General features: G+C 42.0%; 19 protein-coding genes and 2 pseudogenes. 5 read left to right on the plus strand and 16 right to left on the minus strand.

The features are described from left to right. Nucleotides 1-17: 17 nt before the first annotated feature. The 8 genes and pseudogenes from ACSJJG_RS14335 to ACSJJG_RS14370 all read right to left on the minus strand — a co-directional run bounded on the left by ACSJJG_RS14335 (nucleotide 18) and on the right by ACSJJG_RS14370 (nucleotide 7,538). Complete coding sequence (locus tag ACSJJG_RS14335) at nucleotides 18-713, minus strand: PFL_4669 family integrating conjugative element protein (RefSeq protein WP_189757951.1); 696 nt, start codon at nucleotides 711-713, stop codon at nucleotides 18-20. Between the two features lie 99 nt (nucleotides 714-812). Beyond that, nucleotides 813-2,066 (minus strand): STY4528 family pathogenicity island replication protein, encoded by a 1,254-nt coding sequence (locus ACSJJG_RS14340; protein ID WP_189757950.1) that lies wholly within the window; start codon nucleotides 2,064-2,066, stop codon nucleotides 813-815. Between the two features lie 88 nt (nucleotides 2,067-2,154). Beyond that, a complete protein-coding gene (locus tag ACSJJG_RS14345) occupies nucleotides 2,155-2,400 on the minus strand; it encodes a ParE family toxin-like protein (RefSeq protein ID WP_189758070.1) in 246 nt (81 codons plus the stop codon). A gap of 2 nt (nucleotides 2,401-2,402) precedes the next feature. After that, nucleotides 2,403-3,005: a DUF2857 domain-containing protein gene (locus ACSJJG_RS14350; protein WP_189757949.1), complete on the minus strand. Its 603-nt coding sequence runs from the start codon at nucleotides 3,003-3,005 to the stop codon at nucleotides 2,403-2,405. Beyond that, nucleotides 2,977-3,615 (minus strand): DUF7168 domain-containing protein, encoded by a 639-nt coding sequence (locus tag ACSJJG_RS14355; protein ID WP_189757948.1) that lies wholly within the window; start codon nucleotides 3,613-3,615, stop codon nucleotides 2,977-2,979. The genes ACSJJG_RS14350 and ACSJJG_RS14355 overlap by 29 nt, the downstream gene beginning before the upstream one ends. Next, nucleotides 3,605-5,275 carry a ParB family protein gene (locus ACSJJG_RS14360; protein ID WP_189757947.1) on the minus strand — a complete coding sequence of 557 codons (1,671 nt, stop codon included), beginning with the start codon at nucleotides 5,273-5,275 and terminating at the stop codon, nucleotides 3,605-3,607. The genes ACSJJG_RS14355 and ACSJJG_RS14360 overlap by 11 nt, the downstream gene beginning before the upstream one ends. Nucleotides 5,276-5,278: 3 nt before the next feature. Beyond that, complete coding sequence (gene dnaB-PI, locus ACSJJG_RS14365; RefSeq protein WP_189757946.1) at nucleotides 5,279-6,658, minus strand: SPI-7-type island replicative DNA helicase; 1,380 nt, start codon at nucleotides 6,656-6,658, stop codon at nucleotides 5,279-5,281. Further along, a pseudogene (locus ACSJJG_RS14370) lies at nucleotides 6,655-7,538 on the minus strand (ParA family protein). The gene dnaB-PI and the pseudogene ACSJJG_RS14370 overlap by 4 nt, the downstream one beginning before the upstream one ends. Between ACSJJG_RS14370 and ACSJJG_RS14375 the strand changes: the two are divergent. The 5 genes and pseudogenes from ACSJJG_RS14375 (at nucleotide 7,421) to ACSJJG_RS14395 (ending at nucleotide 11,664) form a co-directional block, all read left to right on the plus strand. Continuing rightward, nucleotides 7,421-7,687: a hypothetical protein gene (locus ACSJJG_RS14375; RefSeq protein ID WP_481090488.1), complete on the plus strand. Its 267-nt coding sequence runs from the start codon at nucleotides 7,421-7,423 to the stop codon at nucleotides 7,685-7,687. The pseudogene ACSJJG_RS14370 and the gene ACSJJG_RS14375 overlap by 118 nt on opposite strands. 142 nt (nucleotides 7,688-7,829) lie before the next feature. Further along, nucleotides 7,830-9,100, plus strand: a pseudogene (locus ACSJJG_RS14380) (tyrosine-type recombinase/integrase). Nucleotides 9,101-9,241: 141 nt separating this feature from the next. Further along, nucleotides 9,242-9,448 carry a helix-turn-helix transcriptional regulator gene (locus ACSJJG_RS14385; protein ID WP_481089746.1) on the plus strand — a complete coding sequence of 69 codons (207 nt, stop codon included), beginning with the start codon at nucleotides 9,242-9,244 and terminating at the stop codon, nucleotides 9,446-9,448. A gap of 111 nt (nucleotides 9,449-9,559) precedes the next feature. Next, nucleotides 9,560-10,219 carry a primase-helicase zinc-binding domain-containing protein gene (locus ACSJJG_RS14390; RefSeq protein WP_481089747.1) on the plus strand — a complete coding sequence of 220 codons (660 nt, stop codon included), beginning with the start codon at nucleotides 9,560-9,562 and terminating at the stop codon, nucleotides 10,217-10,219. Further along, the gene (locus ACSJJG_RS14395; protein ID WP_481089748.1) at nucleotides 10,186-11,664 is read left to right on the plus strand and encodes a helicase RepA family protein; all 1,479 of its coding nucleotides are present in this window, start codon (nucleotides 10,186-10,188) and stop codon (nucleotides 11,662-11,664) included. Before ACSJJG_RS14390 ends, ACSJJG_RS14395 begins: the two co-directional genes overlap by 34 nt. A gap of 331 nt (nucleotides 11,665-11,995) precedes the next feature. Here ACSJJG_RS14395 and ACSJJG_RS14400 read toward each other — a convergent pair whose 3' ends face one another. Genes ACSJJG_RS14400 through ACSJJG_RS14435 form a run of 8 tightly spaced genes read right to left on the minus strand, consistent with a single transcriptional unit; the run spans nucleotide 11,996 to nucleotide 16,403 of the window. Then, nucleotides 11,996-12,259, minus strand: a complete 264-nt coding sequence (locus ACSJJG_RS14400) for a PAAR domain-containing protein (protein ID WP_481089749.1) — start codon at nucleotides 12,257-12,259, stop codon at nucleotides 11,996-11,998. A gap of 2 nt (nucleotides 12,260-12,261) precedes the next feature. Continuing rightward, nucleotides 12,262-13,002, minus strand: a complete 741-nt coding sequence (locus ACSJJG_RS14405; RefSeq protein WP_189757941.1) for an Imm52 family immunity protein — start codon at nucleotides 13,000-13,002, stop codon at nucleotides 12,262-12,264. A 26-nt stretch (nucleotides 13,003-13,028) separates the two neighbouring features. After that, nucleotides 13,029-13,388: a restriction endonuclease fold toxin 5 domain-containing protein gene (locus ACSJJG_RS14410; RefSeq protein WP_223281533.1), complete on the minus strand. Its 360-nt coding sequence runs from the start codon at nucleotides 13,386-13,388 to the stop codon at nucleotides 13,029-13,031. Nucleotides 13,389-13,395: 7 nt separating this feature from the next. After that, on the minus strand, nucleotides 13,396-14,427 hold the full coding sequence (locus ACSJJG_RS14415) for an IS630 family transposase (protein WP_282885471.1): 1,032 nt from the start codon (nucleotides 14,425-14,427) through the stop codon (nucleotides 13,396-13,398). 42 nt (nucleotides 14,428-14,469) lie between these two features. Then, nucleotides 14,470-14,787, minus strand: a complete 318-nt coding sequence (locus ACSJJG_RS14420) for a hypothetical protein (protein ID WP_189760587.1) — start codon at nucleotides 14,785-14,787, stop codon at nucleotides 14,470-14,472. A 1-nt stretch (nucleotide 14,788) separates the two neighbouring features. After that, entirely contained in the window at nucleotides 14,789-15,136 is a 348-nt protein-coding gene (locus tag ACSJJG_RS14425) for a hypothetical protein (RefSeq protein WP_228011602.1), read from the minus strand. Further along, nucleotides 15,133-15,627, minus strand: coding sequence for a DUF4123 domain-containing protein (locus ACSJJG_RS14430; protein WP_189760588.1), 495 nt, complete (start codon nucleotides 15,625-15,627; stop codon nucleotides 15,133-15,135). Before ACSJJG_RS14430 ends, ACSJJG_RS14425 begins: the two co-directional genes overlap by 4 nt. Next, nucleotides 15,624-16,403, minus strand: coding sequence for a type VI secretion system Vgr family protein (locus tag ACSJJG_RS14435; protein WP_481089750.1), 780 nt, complete (start codon nucleotides 16,401-16,403; stop codon nucleotides 15,624-15,626). The genes ACSJJG_RS14430 and ACSJJG_RS14435 overlap by 4 nt, the downstream gene beginning before the upstream one ends. Between the last annotated feature and the right edge of the window lies 1 nt (nucleotide 16,404).

Genomic DNA, 16,404 nt, shown 5'->3' on the forward strand with positions numbered 1-16,404 from the left:
ACAACTGTTAAGTGCTACTACTTTAAGGAAGCCAGTGGCGGAGAAAAAGACGAACGCTTCTTTCCAGTTAAAATATCGTGATCCAAATCACCCATTAGTTTTACGGCAGCTTGATACTCTTCACTTTCTTTAACCAAATTTGCTCGTGAAATGGGCAGCCTACGGTAAAGATTCACGATCCCAAAGGCCCTACGAACTTGATGACCAGCAATAGCAAGTACATCGGTCTTTTTTTTTCTGGAAATTAACCCATAGTGATATGCTTGATATGTACGCATAGCTAATTGGTCAACTCCCACCAATAACCAAACACATTTATAACCCAAAGGGGTTCGACTAAAGACTCCCAGATCTAGCGGTTCAGAAGATGCAACTTCGGATATATATATTTGTGCAGGAATTTGCGTTAACCACTTCCCAGCTTTATCTAACTCAGATTGCAACAGCTCAATACTTTCATCCAATGATTTTTCTATACGATACAAAAACATATCAGCAAATGGATTATTCTCCAGTGCGTCATAATGAATCCGTGTCACTCTTCCGATGAAAACGGGCATACTAATGATGTCCCACCTTTCTTTCTTATTAACATCATTTCTATGCCGACCTTCCCATATTTTCATAGCAAAATGTGTATGAAGTTCAAATGAAAATTCAGATCTCAATGCTCCCGCTGTTTTCTTTTCAGCACTTACATCTTTAGCAGTCATAAAAAATCACTCCATTATTTAGCATATTTAAAAAATAGTAACTAAATGCATTTCTCATCAATGAAAAACTCTTATTTAGGAAAAAGTAATTTCTAAAAACTAATTATGTTTCGGGGGGAAACACAATTTTTTTCGAATGTCAGAAATATGTTCTTTAATTTGCTTGGTGTTGGCAGCTGGGTGCTTTTTCCTTTCGACTTTTTTTCTTTCTTCTATTGTTTGTTTTTTATTTCCTTCCAAGTTTTCTCTTTCTGTTACTTTATTGTTCTTATAATTAGCGTTATGTGAATAACGCCCCTCTCTAGCTGATTTCAACAGCGCCAGAGCATATCCTACTGGATTCCTAACAGAACCAGATTCAAAACCAGACTCTAGCTGATTTAAGATTAACTTAGCTTGTTCAGTAGGTAAATCACACAACTGTTCTAACAGCATATTACTGTCCTGTTTACCCAACCGTTCTTTCAGTTTATCCGAAAAAATTAATACTGATGTTTCAGATACGTACGTTTCTTTTACACCATGTGTAAAATTACGTACGTAGTGGTTCGAATTTCGAACTCCATTGTAACCATTTGATTTTACGCTTAGTTCGATTTTCGAATTTGGTTCCAATGTAGGCTGTGATTGACTTAGTTCGATTTCCGAACTAAGTGATTTTGACTGTTTTGACTGAGTTCGATTTTTATTTTTTGGTGAAATATTACTACCTGACAGTATAGCCTCTTGCTCCGCTGCCACTTGTTGTGGTGTCTGTGCTGTTCCTAAACGATTTTCTATTATTTTTATTCGAGAATGTTGATGTTTCATAAGAGGATCGTCTTTTACTTCCTGTAAAATAGCCCTAGCTGTAAAACGGACACTCTTATTTTCATGGGAACAGCTTTTTTCTAATATATCTAACCAACGAGGATCTAATATTTCAGCATCCAATGCGCTAATCGGCTCGTCATGTTGCATATAAATATTGCCACGTATACACCCAGAATTATCCCGAACCCGTCTACACAAACTTAACCATCCGGTAATTCGTAACACTAATAACGCCCTGCTTATTGTTTCTCTTGATGCTTTTTTATTGTTAGGAGCCGCTAATTGTAATTGCAATTCATCATACGTAGGAAAAGTCGCACCATCATTTTGTTGTGCATATAAACGTATCATCATCCATGTTAGTTTATCGAAAGGCGAGAGACGGTTATCCAGTATTAGCTGGCGAGGTATAGAGTCATGGATATTTCCAGCATAAATTAAACCACTACGTATCGTTCCCGTGGGTTCTGATATGCACGTTAATTTTTGCTGCATTTTTTCTAGTGTAAAATTAATTAGACTCTCTTTTGAAATAGCCATATGTCATCCATACTACTTTATGATTCATAAATTAAATCGTTTTTTTACTGCGCCCAGTGAGCAGGCGCAGAGAAAAACGACTCACTCACTATTTGAATATTTCCTTGTTATAACGTTCGTGCGTCATTAGTTCCCAGTTTCTTCCGTTGTCTCGACTTAACAAACGCCAAAATGTACCTACATTAATTTTCAATACCCCTCCCTGTTTTCCCGCACATTTCATTTTTATAGAAATTCGCTCCCCCTGCTTAAAACGAATTAGTTGTTTTGTAGCTTTATTGATAATTTTTTCAGGAATCCTGGCTCGATACATTAATCTGTAGTGTTCACTCATCTTCACACTAGGTTCCTTATTTTACGTTTAAGACTCCTTTTTTTAGTATTTACAGGTGAAACTTCTAGCAAATCTTGAAGATTATTCCAAACAGCCGTTAGTGATAATGCTAATTCTTCTGCCAGTAACATCATCATTTCAAATCCTTCTGCACTGTTTATATTTTGAATGTCGGATTTTTTCCAACGACTCCAAAGAGCTTCTCTATCTTGCTCACTCAAATTAGAAGAACGTCCAACAGATACTCTTAAATTCGCTAATCGTCTGCGAGTGCTGACGTCTACAGGAGAAAGTCCAAAGTAGTGATGCATCATTTCTATAGATGCACCTAATGCTAATGCCCTATCAATACACTCGTTTCTTTTTTGTTCTAACCGCGATTGTTCTAAAATTAAGTATAGGTTTTCATGATGTATATGGTATGTAATAACAGATACTTGACTTTTGGAAAGATAATATAAATCCTCAAGTGTCAGATTATTCAACATCCGAATTTCGTCTGGACTTAGTCCTAATGAATCACAACGCCTTAAGTTGCCAGACTTAATTTCCATAATAAGATCAGTCAATAAATTATTACCTGACATTGATAATTGCTTTGTCATTGTTTTGATCCCCAATATAAAAACCAACAACAGAATGACCATAAAATTCAACTTTCCAATCATTCATATGATGGATTTCATTGCAATGTAGCTTTAAAGGTGACATTTCAATCCACAATTGCCCAACCCACTGCACACAAAACTTATGCTTCATTTGTTTCCTAAGCAGAGAAAAAGGCGTTGATTGACAACGTTCAACTTCTAAATTTTTTCTTAAATGACGATATGTTGCCAACCTCAGCCTATCTTTCAACTCAATAAACAATATCTTAGCTATTTCAGAACGGTGACCTAATCCATAAAAAATAACATCAAATGACCGTTCAGATAATTCACTTTTTTGAAGCAAAACACCCGAACCTGTAACTTCTGAGCAGAGCATTAACAAAAGATTCCAATCTATTTCATGTTTAGCCAATTCCACTAATTGAGTTGAAAACATTTCTTTTTGTGTATTTTTCATAGCAACAGCCTGAAATTCACGTATCAAAAAGATAAGTTTTTTCAACTCTTTTTCATCATGATCTTTTTTATGCCGCCCTGTATTGAAAAAGGGAGGCATAGTATTAATTAGACGTTTGAGATATTGTAAATTATCTTCACACATCATTAAGATTCGTGACTCCATCATATTGATATATTGATTGCAATTCACGTAACCTTCTTAGCAAACGCACGATTTTTATGAACTGTAAGATCGCTTCATCATCAAAATCTGGGCTTTTTATTTTATCAGCAGTACATGAACCAACTAACACTTCACAAAGATAACCATGATTAAGTACCTCTCCATCATGACCAGATAACAATTTCAATAAAGTTAGAACAGGTGCATCACCTTCATTAACTCTAAACCCAGAGGATCTCATTTCAGAATTATCTTGGCTAATAAACTCAGACATATCTAATCCATCAACAAGAGAAAAAACAGAGCGGAATATTTCTACTTGTAGATGTTCAATATCGTCCTGTAATGGCGAAATAGGGTATAATGCACTTAACGTTACCGGTTGACTTTCTTTACCTTGACTTGGCAAACTTTCAAAATATGGTGATATGAATGTCTCTATTGGTTCGTTTTCTGATTCACTATTAGGAGTATTATTTTTTTTCGTGCTATAAAAATCGTTTTCTTTTACTAAAGCTTTTTCGGTATTTTCCTCCTCATTTGAGTTATTAACGTCAACAAAATCAACTTGCTCATCTTCAATTGTTTCTTTTATCTGTTTTACGTTTTCCGCAATTTTTGTTTCTGGTGCTTCATTGTCTGGAAAAGATATATCGTCATGATGTTCTTTGGTTATAGATTTACCTTTTACTTCACCTTCAGCATTATTTTTCGTTTGGTTTATATCTACATTATCAAAAATTCCTTTAGATTGCGTTTTAGGATCTAATTCAAATAACCATCTATCATAATTTAACAATGAATGAGGGCAATTTTTAATTAATTCTCCGATTAGCTCATCTCGAAATACATCTAATGAAAATAATTCTGGGGAATCAAGCTGAGCGCAAACATTAGAAAAAACGTCAACAGGTAAGTTTTTGTCATCGCTATCTGAAAGAAATTCTTTTCCCACACGTTTAGCATTAGAACGCAGTAAAAGTAGTGATTCAATTTGACCTCTACCCATACCGTTTTCTAATAAGGTCGGCATATATGGGTACAAATAATTTAATGCATCTTCCATTTTACTGATACTGGAATAATGGACAGGAAATCCTTCTTTATCTAATAAATTAGAAAGTTCACGTAATGTTACTTTTTTACTCAATTTATCTTCAAACAATGCCCTGGCTTTATGAACTCCTTGCGCTTTTTCTATGAAGGTTAAATCGCCACGCATATCATTTTCTGCCAAATGGCCTATTACACAATGTAAACGACCAGGCCACGGTTTGAATAAACAGTGAATTCGAAAAAAACGCTCATCACCTGTTTCTTGCCATAGTTCTGAAAGAATTTGATAGCGGGTATTACCACCATCACTAAATATATATGTATCGTCACCATCAGGATCACGAGTCACTTTAGGTACTGTATCTAAGCCACGTGCTTTAATAGACGCCTTAATATCATCGTAACGGGGATTCCTCACCTTTCTAGGGTTATCTGGGTTTGGGTTAAGCTGATCTAGCGTTAATACCATAGGCATTTCACTCACTGGTATAACTGGATTTTCAGGAACATTAGAAATATTCGCATTCGGTGAAAAGCTTCCAAGTAATAAAGCATCACCTAATTTTTTATTTTTTTGCTTTTTCATATATTACCCCCTCATCCCAAAATCATATCCTTGTGGAAAATCAGAAAAACGAGTGTATCTTCCATCAAACTGAACTTTAATTACCCCTAGCGGCCCTTGTCGTTGCTTACTAATAATAATTTCTGCTATTCCTTTATCTAAGGAATTGGGGTCGTAAACCTCATCACGATACAAAAACAATATAAGATCCGCGTCTTGCTCAAGGGAACCAGAATCACGAAGATCACCATTGACAGGATGTTTATCTTTACGTTGTTCTAGTTGACGATTTAATTGAGATAAAGCAAGCACAGGGCAACGTAATTCTTTTGCTAATGCCTTTAAACTACGGGAAATTTCACCAATTTCTAGCGTACGATTTTCTTGATCTGGACTACGCATAAGTTGCAAGTAGTCAATGACAATAAGCTTAGGTTTACCAAATTTACGCGCATTACGACGAGCGCGAGCACGTAGTAGAGCAGGTGTCATATTACTACTATCATCAATGACTAATCTGTCTTTCCAATCTGATATAACCTTTAAGGCTTCGGTGATTTTATCCCAATCTCTATCATCTAAATTTCCACTACGTATTTCCTCAAGTGGCACTGAAGCTAATTCACTAACCAATCTCTGAATTAACTGTTCCGCTGGCATTTCGATGCTATAAAACTGCACAACCCCTTCTGTACCATTAAGGGCACCTTGAGATATTGCCATTGCTAGCGCGGTTTTTCCCATAGATGGGCGCGCACCCAATAAGATTAAATCCCCAGGCTGAAACCCACAGGTTTTTTTATCGAGATCAGCAAACCCTGTTGGAGTTCCTGTTATTCCATTGCTCTGAATAGCGTTTTCAAGATAATCGATAACATTCGATACGACATCCATTAGTGAGTGTTGTTCAGCAACTGCCCCTTTTTCCGATAAAAGGAATAGTTGCTTTTCAGCCTGTTCGCAAAGCTGAAGTGCATCTGTCCTAAGATCTGCGCTCTGAATTACCAGTGTTTTTCCAAGGTCCATCAGTCCTTTTGCACGACTTCGTTTAGAAACTATTTCAGCGTAATGAACTATATTAGCTGCACTTGGTGTATATTTTGATATCGTAGCTAAATATGCAAATCCCCCTACGTGCTCAAGCTGACCAGATTTTTCCAGCGCATCTTGTAGTGTTATTAAATCAATAGGAAGATTGGCATGGCACAACTCAGCCATTTTTTGCCAGATAATACGGTGCGCACGTGAGAAAAAATCTTGAGGTTGCAATAGTGGAGCCACTTCGTCCCAGCGATCATTTTCTAACATTAAACCGCCTAATACAGATTGCTCCGCTTCTTCAGCATAAAACGCCAATGGGTCTATATTTTTAGGTATTCCTAATATTTCTAAATTATCCATCATTCGTCTCCAATTCCATCTGGTTGTTCAATCAACACGGCATCAAATTTCTCCTGCCATTCGGGAAACAGTTCACAGGCCAGACTGTGCATGGTCTGGGCGGCGGCGGGACTTTTGCGGGGAGTTTTATATTCCAGGCGATGAACAGGCTGGGCGCGAACGTGACCCAGTTTGTAGATATCCAGTAGATCTATCCGGGTGTTCAGCAACTGATAAACCTTTCTGCCACCCAATGCTGACGTATCGTAGCGCTGCTGGTCGATAATATCGGTCAGTTCATTGAGCGTGTCCCTGTCCAGATTGGTGCCTTCAATGCCATTGGCCAGTATCTGGATCAGCGGCAGCTGAATACCGTAATTTTCAAAGGATTGCAGTCGGGTCAGCATCCGCAACGTGCCCCGCAAAAACTCACGGACATCCGGCAGGATAGGTTTAATTATCCCCAGCACAAACTGAGTTGCAGTCAGTACCACCAGTTCCGTCATCACCCCGGTCGCGCCTTTGGAGTCAATAATAATGACATCGTATTGATGAAACAGTGGATGTTGCAGAATATTGCGCAGGCGAAGGCGCCCGTCAGGGGCGTGCAGCATCGCTGTCGACAGCAGTTCATCGGGATCGTTGGAAACAAGGATATCAAGGTGTCTGATCGTCGAACGGGAAATAAACTGTCTGGCTGACTCAGATCCACCGTCTGCATCAGCAATTCATACAGCCCGGCGGGCGCTTCATAGTCCAGATTAAAAATACTGCTGGATGTGGGTTGTGAGTAATCGGCGTCAATCAGGAGAGTCTGTAGACCGGCATCGGCAAAAAAGCCGGCCAGATTTGCAGCATGGGTGGATTTACCTTCGCCGCCTTTGGGAGAAATTATCGGAAGAATTATCATTTTGTACACTCATTAGAGTTAAGCGTACAAATCGTCAGATTAGGAAATTTTACATTGAATTAACTTACGATGGGATTGAAAATCCCCGTGTCGGTGGTTCGATTCCGCCTCCGGGCACCACTTCAACTTCCCGTGAAGTCTAGCTCAGTCAAATAAATTTTGTCAACTCCAGCAAAATCAACATCCTTTCTTATTTTTACGTCTCGTTTAGTCTGTTGCAATCAAGATGCAGCGAGGGGCATAATTCGGGGCACTTACCGTTCGATTACAGGGATGCCCTTAATAATGAAACTCACCGCACGACAGGTCGAAACCGCAAAACCCAAAGAAAAAACCTACAAACTCGCCGATGGCGGTGGTCTCTATCTGGAAGTCTCGTCACGCGGCTCTAAATACTGGCGCATGAAGTACTATCGCCCCACCGATAAAAAAGAAGACCGGCTGGCGTTTGGTGTCTATCCGGCCGTGTCCTTAGCCGAAGCCCGTGCCAGACGCGATGAAGCTAAAAAGCTGATGGCGCAAGGCATCGACCCTAAAGCCGAGAAAAAAGGCACGCCTACGCCCGCCAAAGTCAACACCTTTGAACAGGTCGCCCGTGTTTGGCATGCCAGTAACAAACGCTGGAATGACAGCCACCGCCAGATAATACTACGCAGCCTTGAGCAGTATATTTTCCCCCATATCGGCTCTCGTGATATTACCACATTACGCACCAGCCAACTGTTAGCGCCAGTCAAAGCCATTGATGAACAGGGCAAGCATGATATTGCCCAACGTCTGCGCCAACGTATCACTGCCATCATGCGCTACGCTGTCCAGAATGATATTCTGGAATCCAATCCCGCTAACGACATGGCCGGCGCACTCACCACCACAAAATGCCGCCACCGCCCGGCGCTGCCCCATGAAGATTTACCTGACTTCCTGAGCCGCTTATCGGCCTATCGTGGACGCTTACTGACCAAAATCGCCGTAGAGCTGACGTTGCTGACCTTTGTTCGCTCCAGTGAGCTGCGATTCGCCCGCTGGCAGGAAATCGACCTTGAAAATGCCGTCTGGAAAATTCCTGCCACACGAAAAGCTATCGAAGGCGTTCGCTTCTCTGAACGCGACATGAAAATGAAAACTGAGCACCTCGTGCCCCTGAGCCATCAGGCGGTGTCGCTGTTACTGCCCTGCACAAACTGAGCGGTAACTGTGACGTGATGTTCCCCAGTGCTCATGGTACTGCGAAAGTCATGAGTGAAAACACCGTCAACAGAGCGTTACGCGCCATGGGCTACGACACTCAAACCGACGTCTGTGGACACGGCTTCCGCACAATGGCGCGCGGAGCAATGGGCGAATCCGGCTTGTGGAGCGATGACGCCATCGAGCGCCAGCTCAGCCATATCGAACGCAACAACGTCCGGGCGGCCTATATGCACACCTCTAAACATCTGGACGAACGGCGGCTGATGGTGCAGTGGTGGGCGGATTATCTGGACGCCAACCGGGAAAAATCCATCACGCCCTATGACTTCGCCAAACCACTGTGCGACCGAAAAAACCGTTAGTACAATCTGCAACCTATTAATTCTCATCGGGAGAAAAACAATTAACGCTGTTCATTATGTCTTGTCTTTTTCAATAATCCGCCTGTCATCCAACAACGTCCACGATGAGCGCTCAGGGACTCGGTAACAGGAGAATATAACATGACAATGGCAGCATTGAAAACCAGTCTGATCCGTCTGCCGGAAGTGCAGCGCAGAACGGGTTACAGCAAAGCGTGGATCTACAAACTGATTAGCGACGGCGCATTCCCACAGCAAGTTAAAATTGGCCCGCGCTCAGTCGCTTTTATTGAAACAGAAATTGATCACTGGATCGCCCAGCGTATCGCCGAATCACGGGCGGCATAACGCATAAGAGAACATGACATAAAAGAAACGCACTATAAAACACAACGCCCCGAAGTGCGTCAGACACATGTGAGGCGTCTGACCAACAACCATTAAGCAAGGTAAAAAATTATGGCTGATACACAGCATACCCAAACTCGCCCTAAATTTACAGTCCAAAAAACAACGGGCAACCAAAAACCGCTTGATCTGATCCAGACCGTGAAAACCTCCGCCATGTATTCCTGGTCAAACCTGCTACCTGCGTGTGGTATTGATATCCCTGCAAAGGGAAAACATGGCGCTTGCCCGGTCTGCGGCGGCACCGACCGTTTTCACTTTATTGACGATCATCATCATGGCAACTGGCATTGCCGCCAGTGTGACGTCCCGAACTATGGTGATGGACTGGATTTAGTGGCAAGAACCAAAGGGATCTCTGTTACTGAGGCGGCAAAAGTTGTCGCTAATGTACTGGCGCTACCTTTGCCAGAACCCAAGCCAGCCAAAGAAACCCATTATCCCACACAGCCGATTGCTGAAAGGGTGGCGGCACTGATGGCGCAAACTGTCGCCGGGCAATCGCCCTATCTGGCGGCAAAAGGTCTGCAACACCTTGACCAGCGACTACTGTTCGATAATTCGATAATGCTGGCACTGACAGCACTGGATAAAAAAGTCACAGGTGCGCAGATCATCAAACCCAATGGTGAGAAAAAACACTCTCTGGCAGCCAGAAGAAAGGCGCATTTATTGCCGTGTCAGAACTGGAAGCGTATCCCGATACGGTAGTCATTACCGAAGGTTACGCCACAGCACTCACGGTTAACCAGCTCTATGAAGGCACAGTTCTGGCGGCGCTGGATGAGGGCAATTTGTATTCTGTTGCCAAAGCCGTTCGGGAGCGGTGGCCGGACACCAAAATTATTCTGGCTGCGGATAATGACTGGCATCACCCTGGCGAGCTGGATAAGCACGGTAAACCCAAAGTGAATATCGGCAAGCTCTCGGCAGAAAAAGCGGCTATTGCGGTGAATGGTTGGATCACGTTACCACCGGATGCTGTCAAAGCCGATTGGGATGATTATCGCCAGCATTATGGTATTGAGGCAGCAAAGCAGGCATTCAGTAAGGGTTTGTATCAAGTGGGGAAATCAATGAACAGTCACGCAACAGAAAACCACAATTATCACAATGTAGAAACGCTTTATCCAAAGCGTAAGACAAAATTACCCCTATCCGTTGGCTCAGAAGGCTTTGATGCTCAATTGGATTATATTGTTAAAGGCATTATTCCGGCACATTCCCTGTGCAGCATTTATGGGGCGAGCGGGTCATATAAGAGTTTTCTGGCAGGCGCATGGGGCTGTCATATTGCCACGGGTAAAGCATGGGCAGGGAAAGCCGTTGCTCAGGGTTCCGTGCTGTACGTTGTCGGTGAAGGCGGGATCGGCGTACCACGGCGCATCAAAGCATGGGAAATCGTCAATGATCAGACGGTTGAAAATATGTATCTGATCAATACCCCGGTATTTCCGGCCTCACCAGCCGAAGTACATGAACTGGTGATTGCCGCCCAGCAGGTTGAGTCTGAAACAGGCGAACCGGTACACCTGATTATTCTGGACACTCTCGCCCGTTGTTTTGGTGGTGCTGATGAGAATGATTCAAAAGATATGGGCGCTTTTGTCCGGGGTTGTGACGAGCTGAAAGCTAAAACAGGCGCAAGCATTCTCGTGGTTCACCATTCTGGCAAGGATGAAAGCAAGGGTGCAAGGGGTTCCAGTGCCTTTCGTGCCGCGCTGGATGTTGAATATCGGATCAGCCGGGAAGGGAAAAAAGGCGGCGCGCTGGTTATCACCTGTACCAAAATGAAAGATGCCGAAGAACCGGAAACCAAAGCCTATGACATGCGTGTGGTTGAACTTTTTACTGATAAAGACGGTGAGGATATTACGTCACTGGCTCTGGTTGACAGGCCACGTGATCCGGTTGAAGAGGAGGACATCGGGCATGTCTCCAATAAAACCGATAACCATACAGCATTATGGCAGTGTATTCGGTCACGTACCGCCCTGAAAGAGCCTTGCAGCATTGCCCTTGTCCGTGATGATTTAAAGGCGATGGGGGTGAATGTGAAGAATTTCAGCCGTTGGTTAACCAAGTTAGAGCAAGACGGACTGATTACCCGCAACGGGCAGGAACTTACCATCATTAACCAAAACAATGAAGACTAAAAAGTGAGTAAAAAAGTGAGGAGCGGTGAGGCGAGGGATTTTACGGCTCACCTTTTCCTCACTTTTTTCACATATATACAGAAAAAGTGAGGAGTAAAAAAGATATTGATTTTTAAGGATAAATAAATCTCCATTCCTCACCTGTTTTTATCGTGAGGAAAACAAAAAGTGAGGAGAAAAATGAGGAATGGGTGAGGAGGTAAGTTTTTTTCTGGTAGGTTGTTTTCAGCTCTCCACGTTACCGGGTTAATGTATTAGCCCGGTAACGTGGAGAAGACAAGCGCAGCGCGTCAGTGTTGCACCAAATAAACCAAAATGATTTGTCATCCCATTAAGCGAGAAACTCTTTCTGACTGGCAATCAGTTTAGCACCACACGCTGTGTGCATCCCCTCTACTGCAATAGCTTTCCCATTATTCTTTAAATTCTCACTGCCCTCAACAATAGGAAAAATCCCCTCACATTTGGGACACTCGACTAAATTCGTTTCTCCAGCAACGGGAACACCTTTATATGTGTAACCACTCATAGCAGTAATTACTTTTCCACCATGATCGGTGGTATCGTTTAATAAAATAACGGCTTTACCAGCCATATTTATACCTCAGAGTATAATGGTAATAATCCTAAGTCCCGTAGACAGATTTCAATATCATTAGCTTTATTGATATGGTTTTGGTTTCCGATGTCAAAAATCTCTTTTGTCGTAATAAGTAACGAGCCTTTTTCACCATCTTTATCGGTAATGGGTATTATTTCTTCTGCCATTGGAACTAAGGAATAATCTATTTCTATTGGTAAATAAAGCATCCAGCCTGCATGTATTCTATCTGGAAAAACTTGCTTTTGTTTTAAAGAATAACCTTTGATATCCGTCATGATGAATGGAGAGCATCTCTGCGAAATCAAATTTTTTATAAAGTCAATAAATCTTGATAAATTGAATTTTTCTTTTTCAAGAGTAAGGTTAATAGATATATTGGTTTTTCCTAATCTATTCGGATTTGAATAAACATCATCTCGACACATATACATGATAGTATTTTTTTGCTTCACATCCCCAGGGGCATCAAATAACGTTTTTATTATGGACTTCATATTTTTATCAAAATCTTTTTTATACCATTCAATGGCATAATCAGTTAATCCATTTTCATTAAACACATTATTTTCTTGAATTTCTTTTAAAGTATACCCCGGCAAATGCCAACCACTTGAACTATTACTAAGTTTATTGATTTCTTTCATTATCTGATACGTATCAGATAATACTAATTCAGGTGTTATTCCCTCTCTAAGATCATAAAATAGTTTCATTCTTGGATGTATAAATGACATGTTTAAAACCCTTTTAAATTTTATTATCAAGACATTAGTGTGTTAAATGTTATAATATTAGTGAATCCGAAAGAAGAAAAAGCCCCAGTAAAATATATATAAGAAATTGGCTGTAAAAAATGCCAATGGGACTTTGGGATACTATTTAATGAAGTGCATACTTCATTTTGTCTACTAGCTTGCGAAATCATACTTTCAAGTCCAGTCATATCTGTCGGTTTTTTTCTAAAGTGTTCATAAAACCACTTAGGTTCACCATCTTCGAAGAATTGATCATATTTAGCCTTAGCCTCAAGAAATAAACATTTACCCGGTTTCCAACCATCAAAATTTACACTTTGGCATAGCCATGTTTCAATTAAGTTTAATTCAGGATTATATACCAATCTCACTTCAAGATGATGGTTTTAAAATCTGGAAATTATCAGTCAGTCGAGTCGTCAATTCTTTTGCTTTTTCTGGCAAAGTGACATGAAAAAAGTGACGAAGGGTTTCACGAAATGTTTTCGTATCCGGAAAATAAACATTGTTACGCACTTGCTCATTCATATACTTCCACAATCGCTCTATCGGATTGAGGTTTGGGCTATAAGGCGGGAGGTAATGCAACTCAATATTTAGGACATACGCCATCTCTTTCACCAACTCGGCGCGGTGGTAACCCGCACCATCCAGAATAAGATGGATTTTTTGCGAAAGCGGGTAAGTTTCCCTGAGCACCCCGAAAAAATACGCGATGTTTTCAGCATTGATACTCGGATATTCACGGATCACCGTGTCTTCAATGCGTTGTAAATTGAGGGCACCCAGAATATTGAGACGAGTACGACTACCAGTGGTTTCGACGACTTTTACCTGATTTTCTCCGGCTTTCATCCAGCCATAACTGAGCGTTGTGGACTGGGAAGGATGCACCGCATCAATAAATAAGATCGGCTCATTCTGACCCGCTCTACTTTTCAGCGATTGGTAGTCATCAATAAATTGTTGCTGTTTATCTGCATCGAATTTATGCGGCACGCCCTTGGGTTTTTTGTAGCTGAAACCCTGGCGGTGAAGCCATTTCGTCATGCCAGCCACACTGAAAGAAACCTGCCAACGCACTTGGACATAGGCCACAATTTGGGTGGTCGTATGCATCAAATTTGTCGTCAAATAATCAATCAGAGCGGCAGTTTGTTCGGCAGAGAGATGGCTTTCCGAGCCACCATTTTCCGGCGTGAGCTTTTCCTGTGCGATAAAATCTTTTAGGTGACGGCTTACCGTACTCTCATGAATACGTAGAGCCTGTGCAATCATCTGAGCTGTCCAGCCCTCTGAAGCCAAAAGCACGGCCTTGATGCGATCACAGACTCGACTGTCTCGAGTGGTGTCATGCATCAATTCAAGGGCGCGTTTTTGTTCTGGTGTCAGATGAATTTTCATGGTCGCAAGCATGATCGGATTAGGATAAAAAATCAAGCATCTTCAATGACGATTGGTATACATCGTACCGGCAATTTTTGTCTGATAAGCAATAGTAATTTCAGAATATGATTTCGTAGTTTCCCAAACCATCGCAACTTGGCCTATGGCTGGACACTTATCGCACTTTTCTCTTGTCGTACTAATAGCATCAGTCTGAGCTTCCGCCTTGTCTTTTTCGTCTGTTTTTTCTTTATCTTTTGTAGCTTCATTGATACCTACTCCCACACCAACACCAATCGCTATCCCAGCAAGTGCAGTTAAGGTATATTCAGCCGCTGCCAGAATAGCAGGGCCAGCAAGAACTAAAGGTAATGGCATATTAATGTTTCCTTTTCATTAAATTATCCAGCGCTAGCAGATAGTCACGATATTGTTGTTCTGGGTTATCACCCGCTTTCAGCATATTTTTAATTTCAGGCGAATCATGAAAATTGCGGTTAAATGCAGCGAAATGGAGGTAAGAGCGGATCAATTTTTCCTCTTTAAACTCCATTGAAATCAAATCCAAATACGCAGCTTTGAGCCGTTTATGCAGGCTGTGCTCACTTTCATCCCCGATTAATTCAGCATGTTCCGACTGAACCTGTTTCCGAACTTTGGTGATATAAACCTCATCTTCGGCATCAATAAATTTACCCACCTGTTCCTGGCTGAGTTTTATCATCATTGTGCTCCTTTTACCGAATAAAACTGACCATCCAGCCAGTAATTCCATTCATCAATAGGTTGTGTGAATTCGGTTAATTGTTCCTGACTGAAAATATCCCGAATTTGATGCAGAATGCGGGGATCATAAAAACGTAACAGCGCCGTTTCACCGCTTTCCAGTTGAACATTCAAATAGGGTTCGAAATGACGGGTCAGCGCATCCAATGAGAGTGTGGTGTATGACCATGAAACGGCAGGAAAAGTTTTTTCCAGTTTTAAAAATTTCTCCACGAATACGATGTTATGGGTTATGTCAAACAACCACGGCCCGGCAAAGGCGATTTCTGCATCCGGGTATCGCCTAAACAGCGGGTTATTCAGTCCCGCAATGTAAGTCAACTCCGCGTCAAAGAGGCGTTCATACTGTAACCCATCAATCAGTGCATACCTGTTCATATCGGGATGTGTTTTTTGGTATTCCTGCCATGTTTCCTGTGATATCGAGATCATGATTGCCCCCTGATGACCATTGCAGAACCGCTTAACGCGGCTTTCATTAAGCAACTGAGACAAATTTTCTCCGGTGGCGATGTTAAGATTGCCTCCGTAGCCTGTGCTGCGTTGATTTGTTTTAGCTTATCCAGCATATCCGGCAACTTGCCGCCCCAGCCGGAGCCATTGCCCGGCGCACCACTGCCAAAGTTAACCACAGCGCTGCTGGTGATCCCGCCTGCATCAATTTTCAAGAAATGCCCTGCGGCCTGAATGGTCAGTTCAGAACCCGCATCAATCACAACTTTAGCGCCAGAACTCAGATGAATTTCATTGCCACTTTGTGTCAGCAAGGCATCGTCCGCCTTGATATGGAGCTTTTGCCCGGTTGACAGCGAAATGTCATTGTTTGCCTGGACACGGTATTCATTATCCACGCGTAAATGCGCATCATTTTTAATGTGGTGTGTGCGGTTATGACCAATATTGCTGGTTTCGTCATTGAGTACCTGGCTTTTCATATCCTTCTGGGCATGGATATAAACTTCTTCACTGCCTTTGGCATCTTCAAAACGCAGCTCGTTAAAGCCTTCACCTTTGTGCGTTTTGGTCTTGAACGTGGTACGGGTTTTTTGGGCCGGTAAATCCAGCGGCGGGCTGTTGACGGCGTTGTAGACGCACCCCGTGACCATGGGTCGGTCAATATCGCCATTGAGGTAAGAGACAATGACTTCTTGTCCGATGCGCGGTATCGCCATAAAACCAAAACCGTTGCCGTTCCAGCCCTGTGCCACA

This window comes from Xenorhabdus sp. SGI 60 (assembly GCF_056632175.1).

Excerpts from the sequence above, each read along its gene's own strand:
- ACSJJG_RS14335 (WP_189757951.1), bottom strand. The coding sequence starts at position 713 with ATGACTGCTAAAGATGTAAGTGCTGAAAAGAAAACAGCGGGAGCATTG.
- ACSJJG_RS14340 (WP_189757950.1), bottom strand. The coding sequence starts at position 2,066 with ATGGCTATTTCAAAAGAGAGTCTAATTAATTTTACACTAGAAAAAATG.
- ACSJJG_RS14345 (WP_189758070.1), bottom strand. The coding sequence starts at position 2,400 with ATGAGTGAACACTACAGATTAATGTATCGAGCCAGGATTCCTGAAAAA.
- ACSJJG_RS14350 (WP_189757949.1), bottom strand. The coding sequence starts at position 3,005 with ATGACAAAGCAATTATCAATGTCAGGTAATAATTTATTGACTGATCTT.
- ACSJJG_RS14355 (WP_189757948.1), bottom strand. The coding sequence starts at position 3,615 with ATGATGTGTGAAGATAATTTACAATATCTCAAACGTCTAATTAATACT.
- ACSJJG_RS14360 (WP_189757947.1), bottom strand. The coding sequence starts at position 5,275 with ATGAAAAAGCAAAAAAATAAAAAATTAGGTGATGCTTTATTACTTGGA.
- dnaB-PI (WP_189757946.1), bottom strand. The coding sequence starts at position 6,658 with ATGATGGATAATTTAGAAATATTAGGAATACCTAAAAATATAGACCCA.
- ACSJJG_RS14385 (WP_481089746.1), top strand. The coding sequence starts at position 9,242 with ATGACAATGGCAGCATTGAAAACCAGTCTGATCCGTCTGCCGGAAGTG.
- ACSJJG_RS14390 (WP_481089747.1), top strand. The coding sequence starts at position 9,560 with ATGGCTGATACACAGCATACCCAAACTCGCCCTAAATTTACAGTCCAA.
- ACSJJG_RS14400 (WP_481089749.1), bottom strand. The coding sequence starts at position 12,259 with ATGGCTGGTAAAGCCGTTATTTTATTAAACGATACCACCGATCATGGT.
- ACSJJG_RS14405 (WP_189757941.1), bottom strand. The coding sequence starts at position 13,002 with ATGTCATTTATACATCCAAGAATGAAACTATTTTATGATCTTAGAGAG.
- ACSJJG_RS14415 (WP_282885471.1), bottom strand. The coding sequence starts at position 14,427 with ATGAAAATTCATCTGACACCAGAACAAAAACGCGCCCTTGAATTGATG.
- ACSJJG_RS14420 (WP_189760587.1), bottom strand. The coding sequence starts at position 14,787 with ATGCCATTACCTTTAGTTCTTGCTGGCCCTGCTATTCTGGCAGCGGCT.
- ACSJJG_RS14425 (WP_228011602.1), bottom strand. The coding sequence starts at position 15,136 with ATGATGATAAAACTCAGCCAGGAACAGGTGGGTAAATTTATTGATGCC.
- ACSJJG_RS14430 (WP_189760588.1), bottom strand. The coding sequence starts at position 15,627 with ATGATCTCGATATCACAGGAAACATGGCAGGAATACCAAAAAACACAT.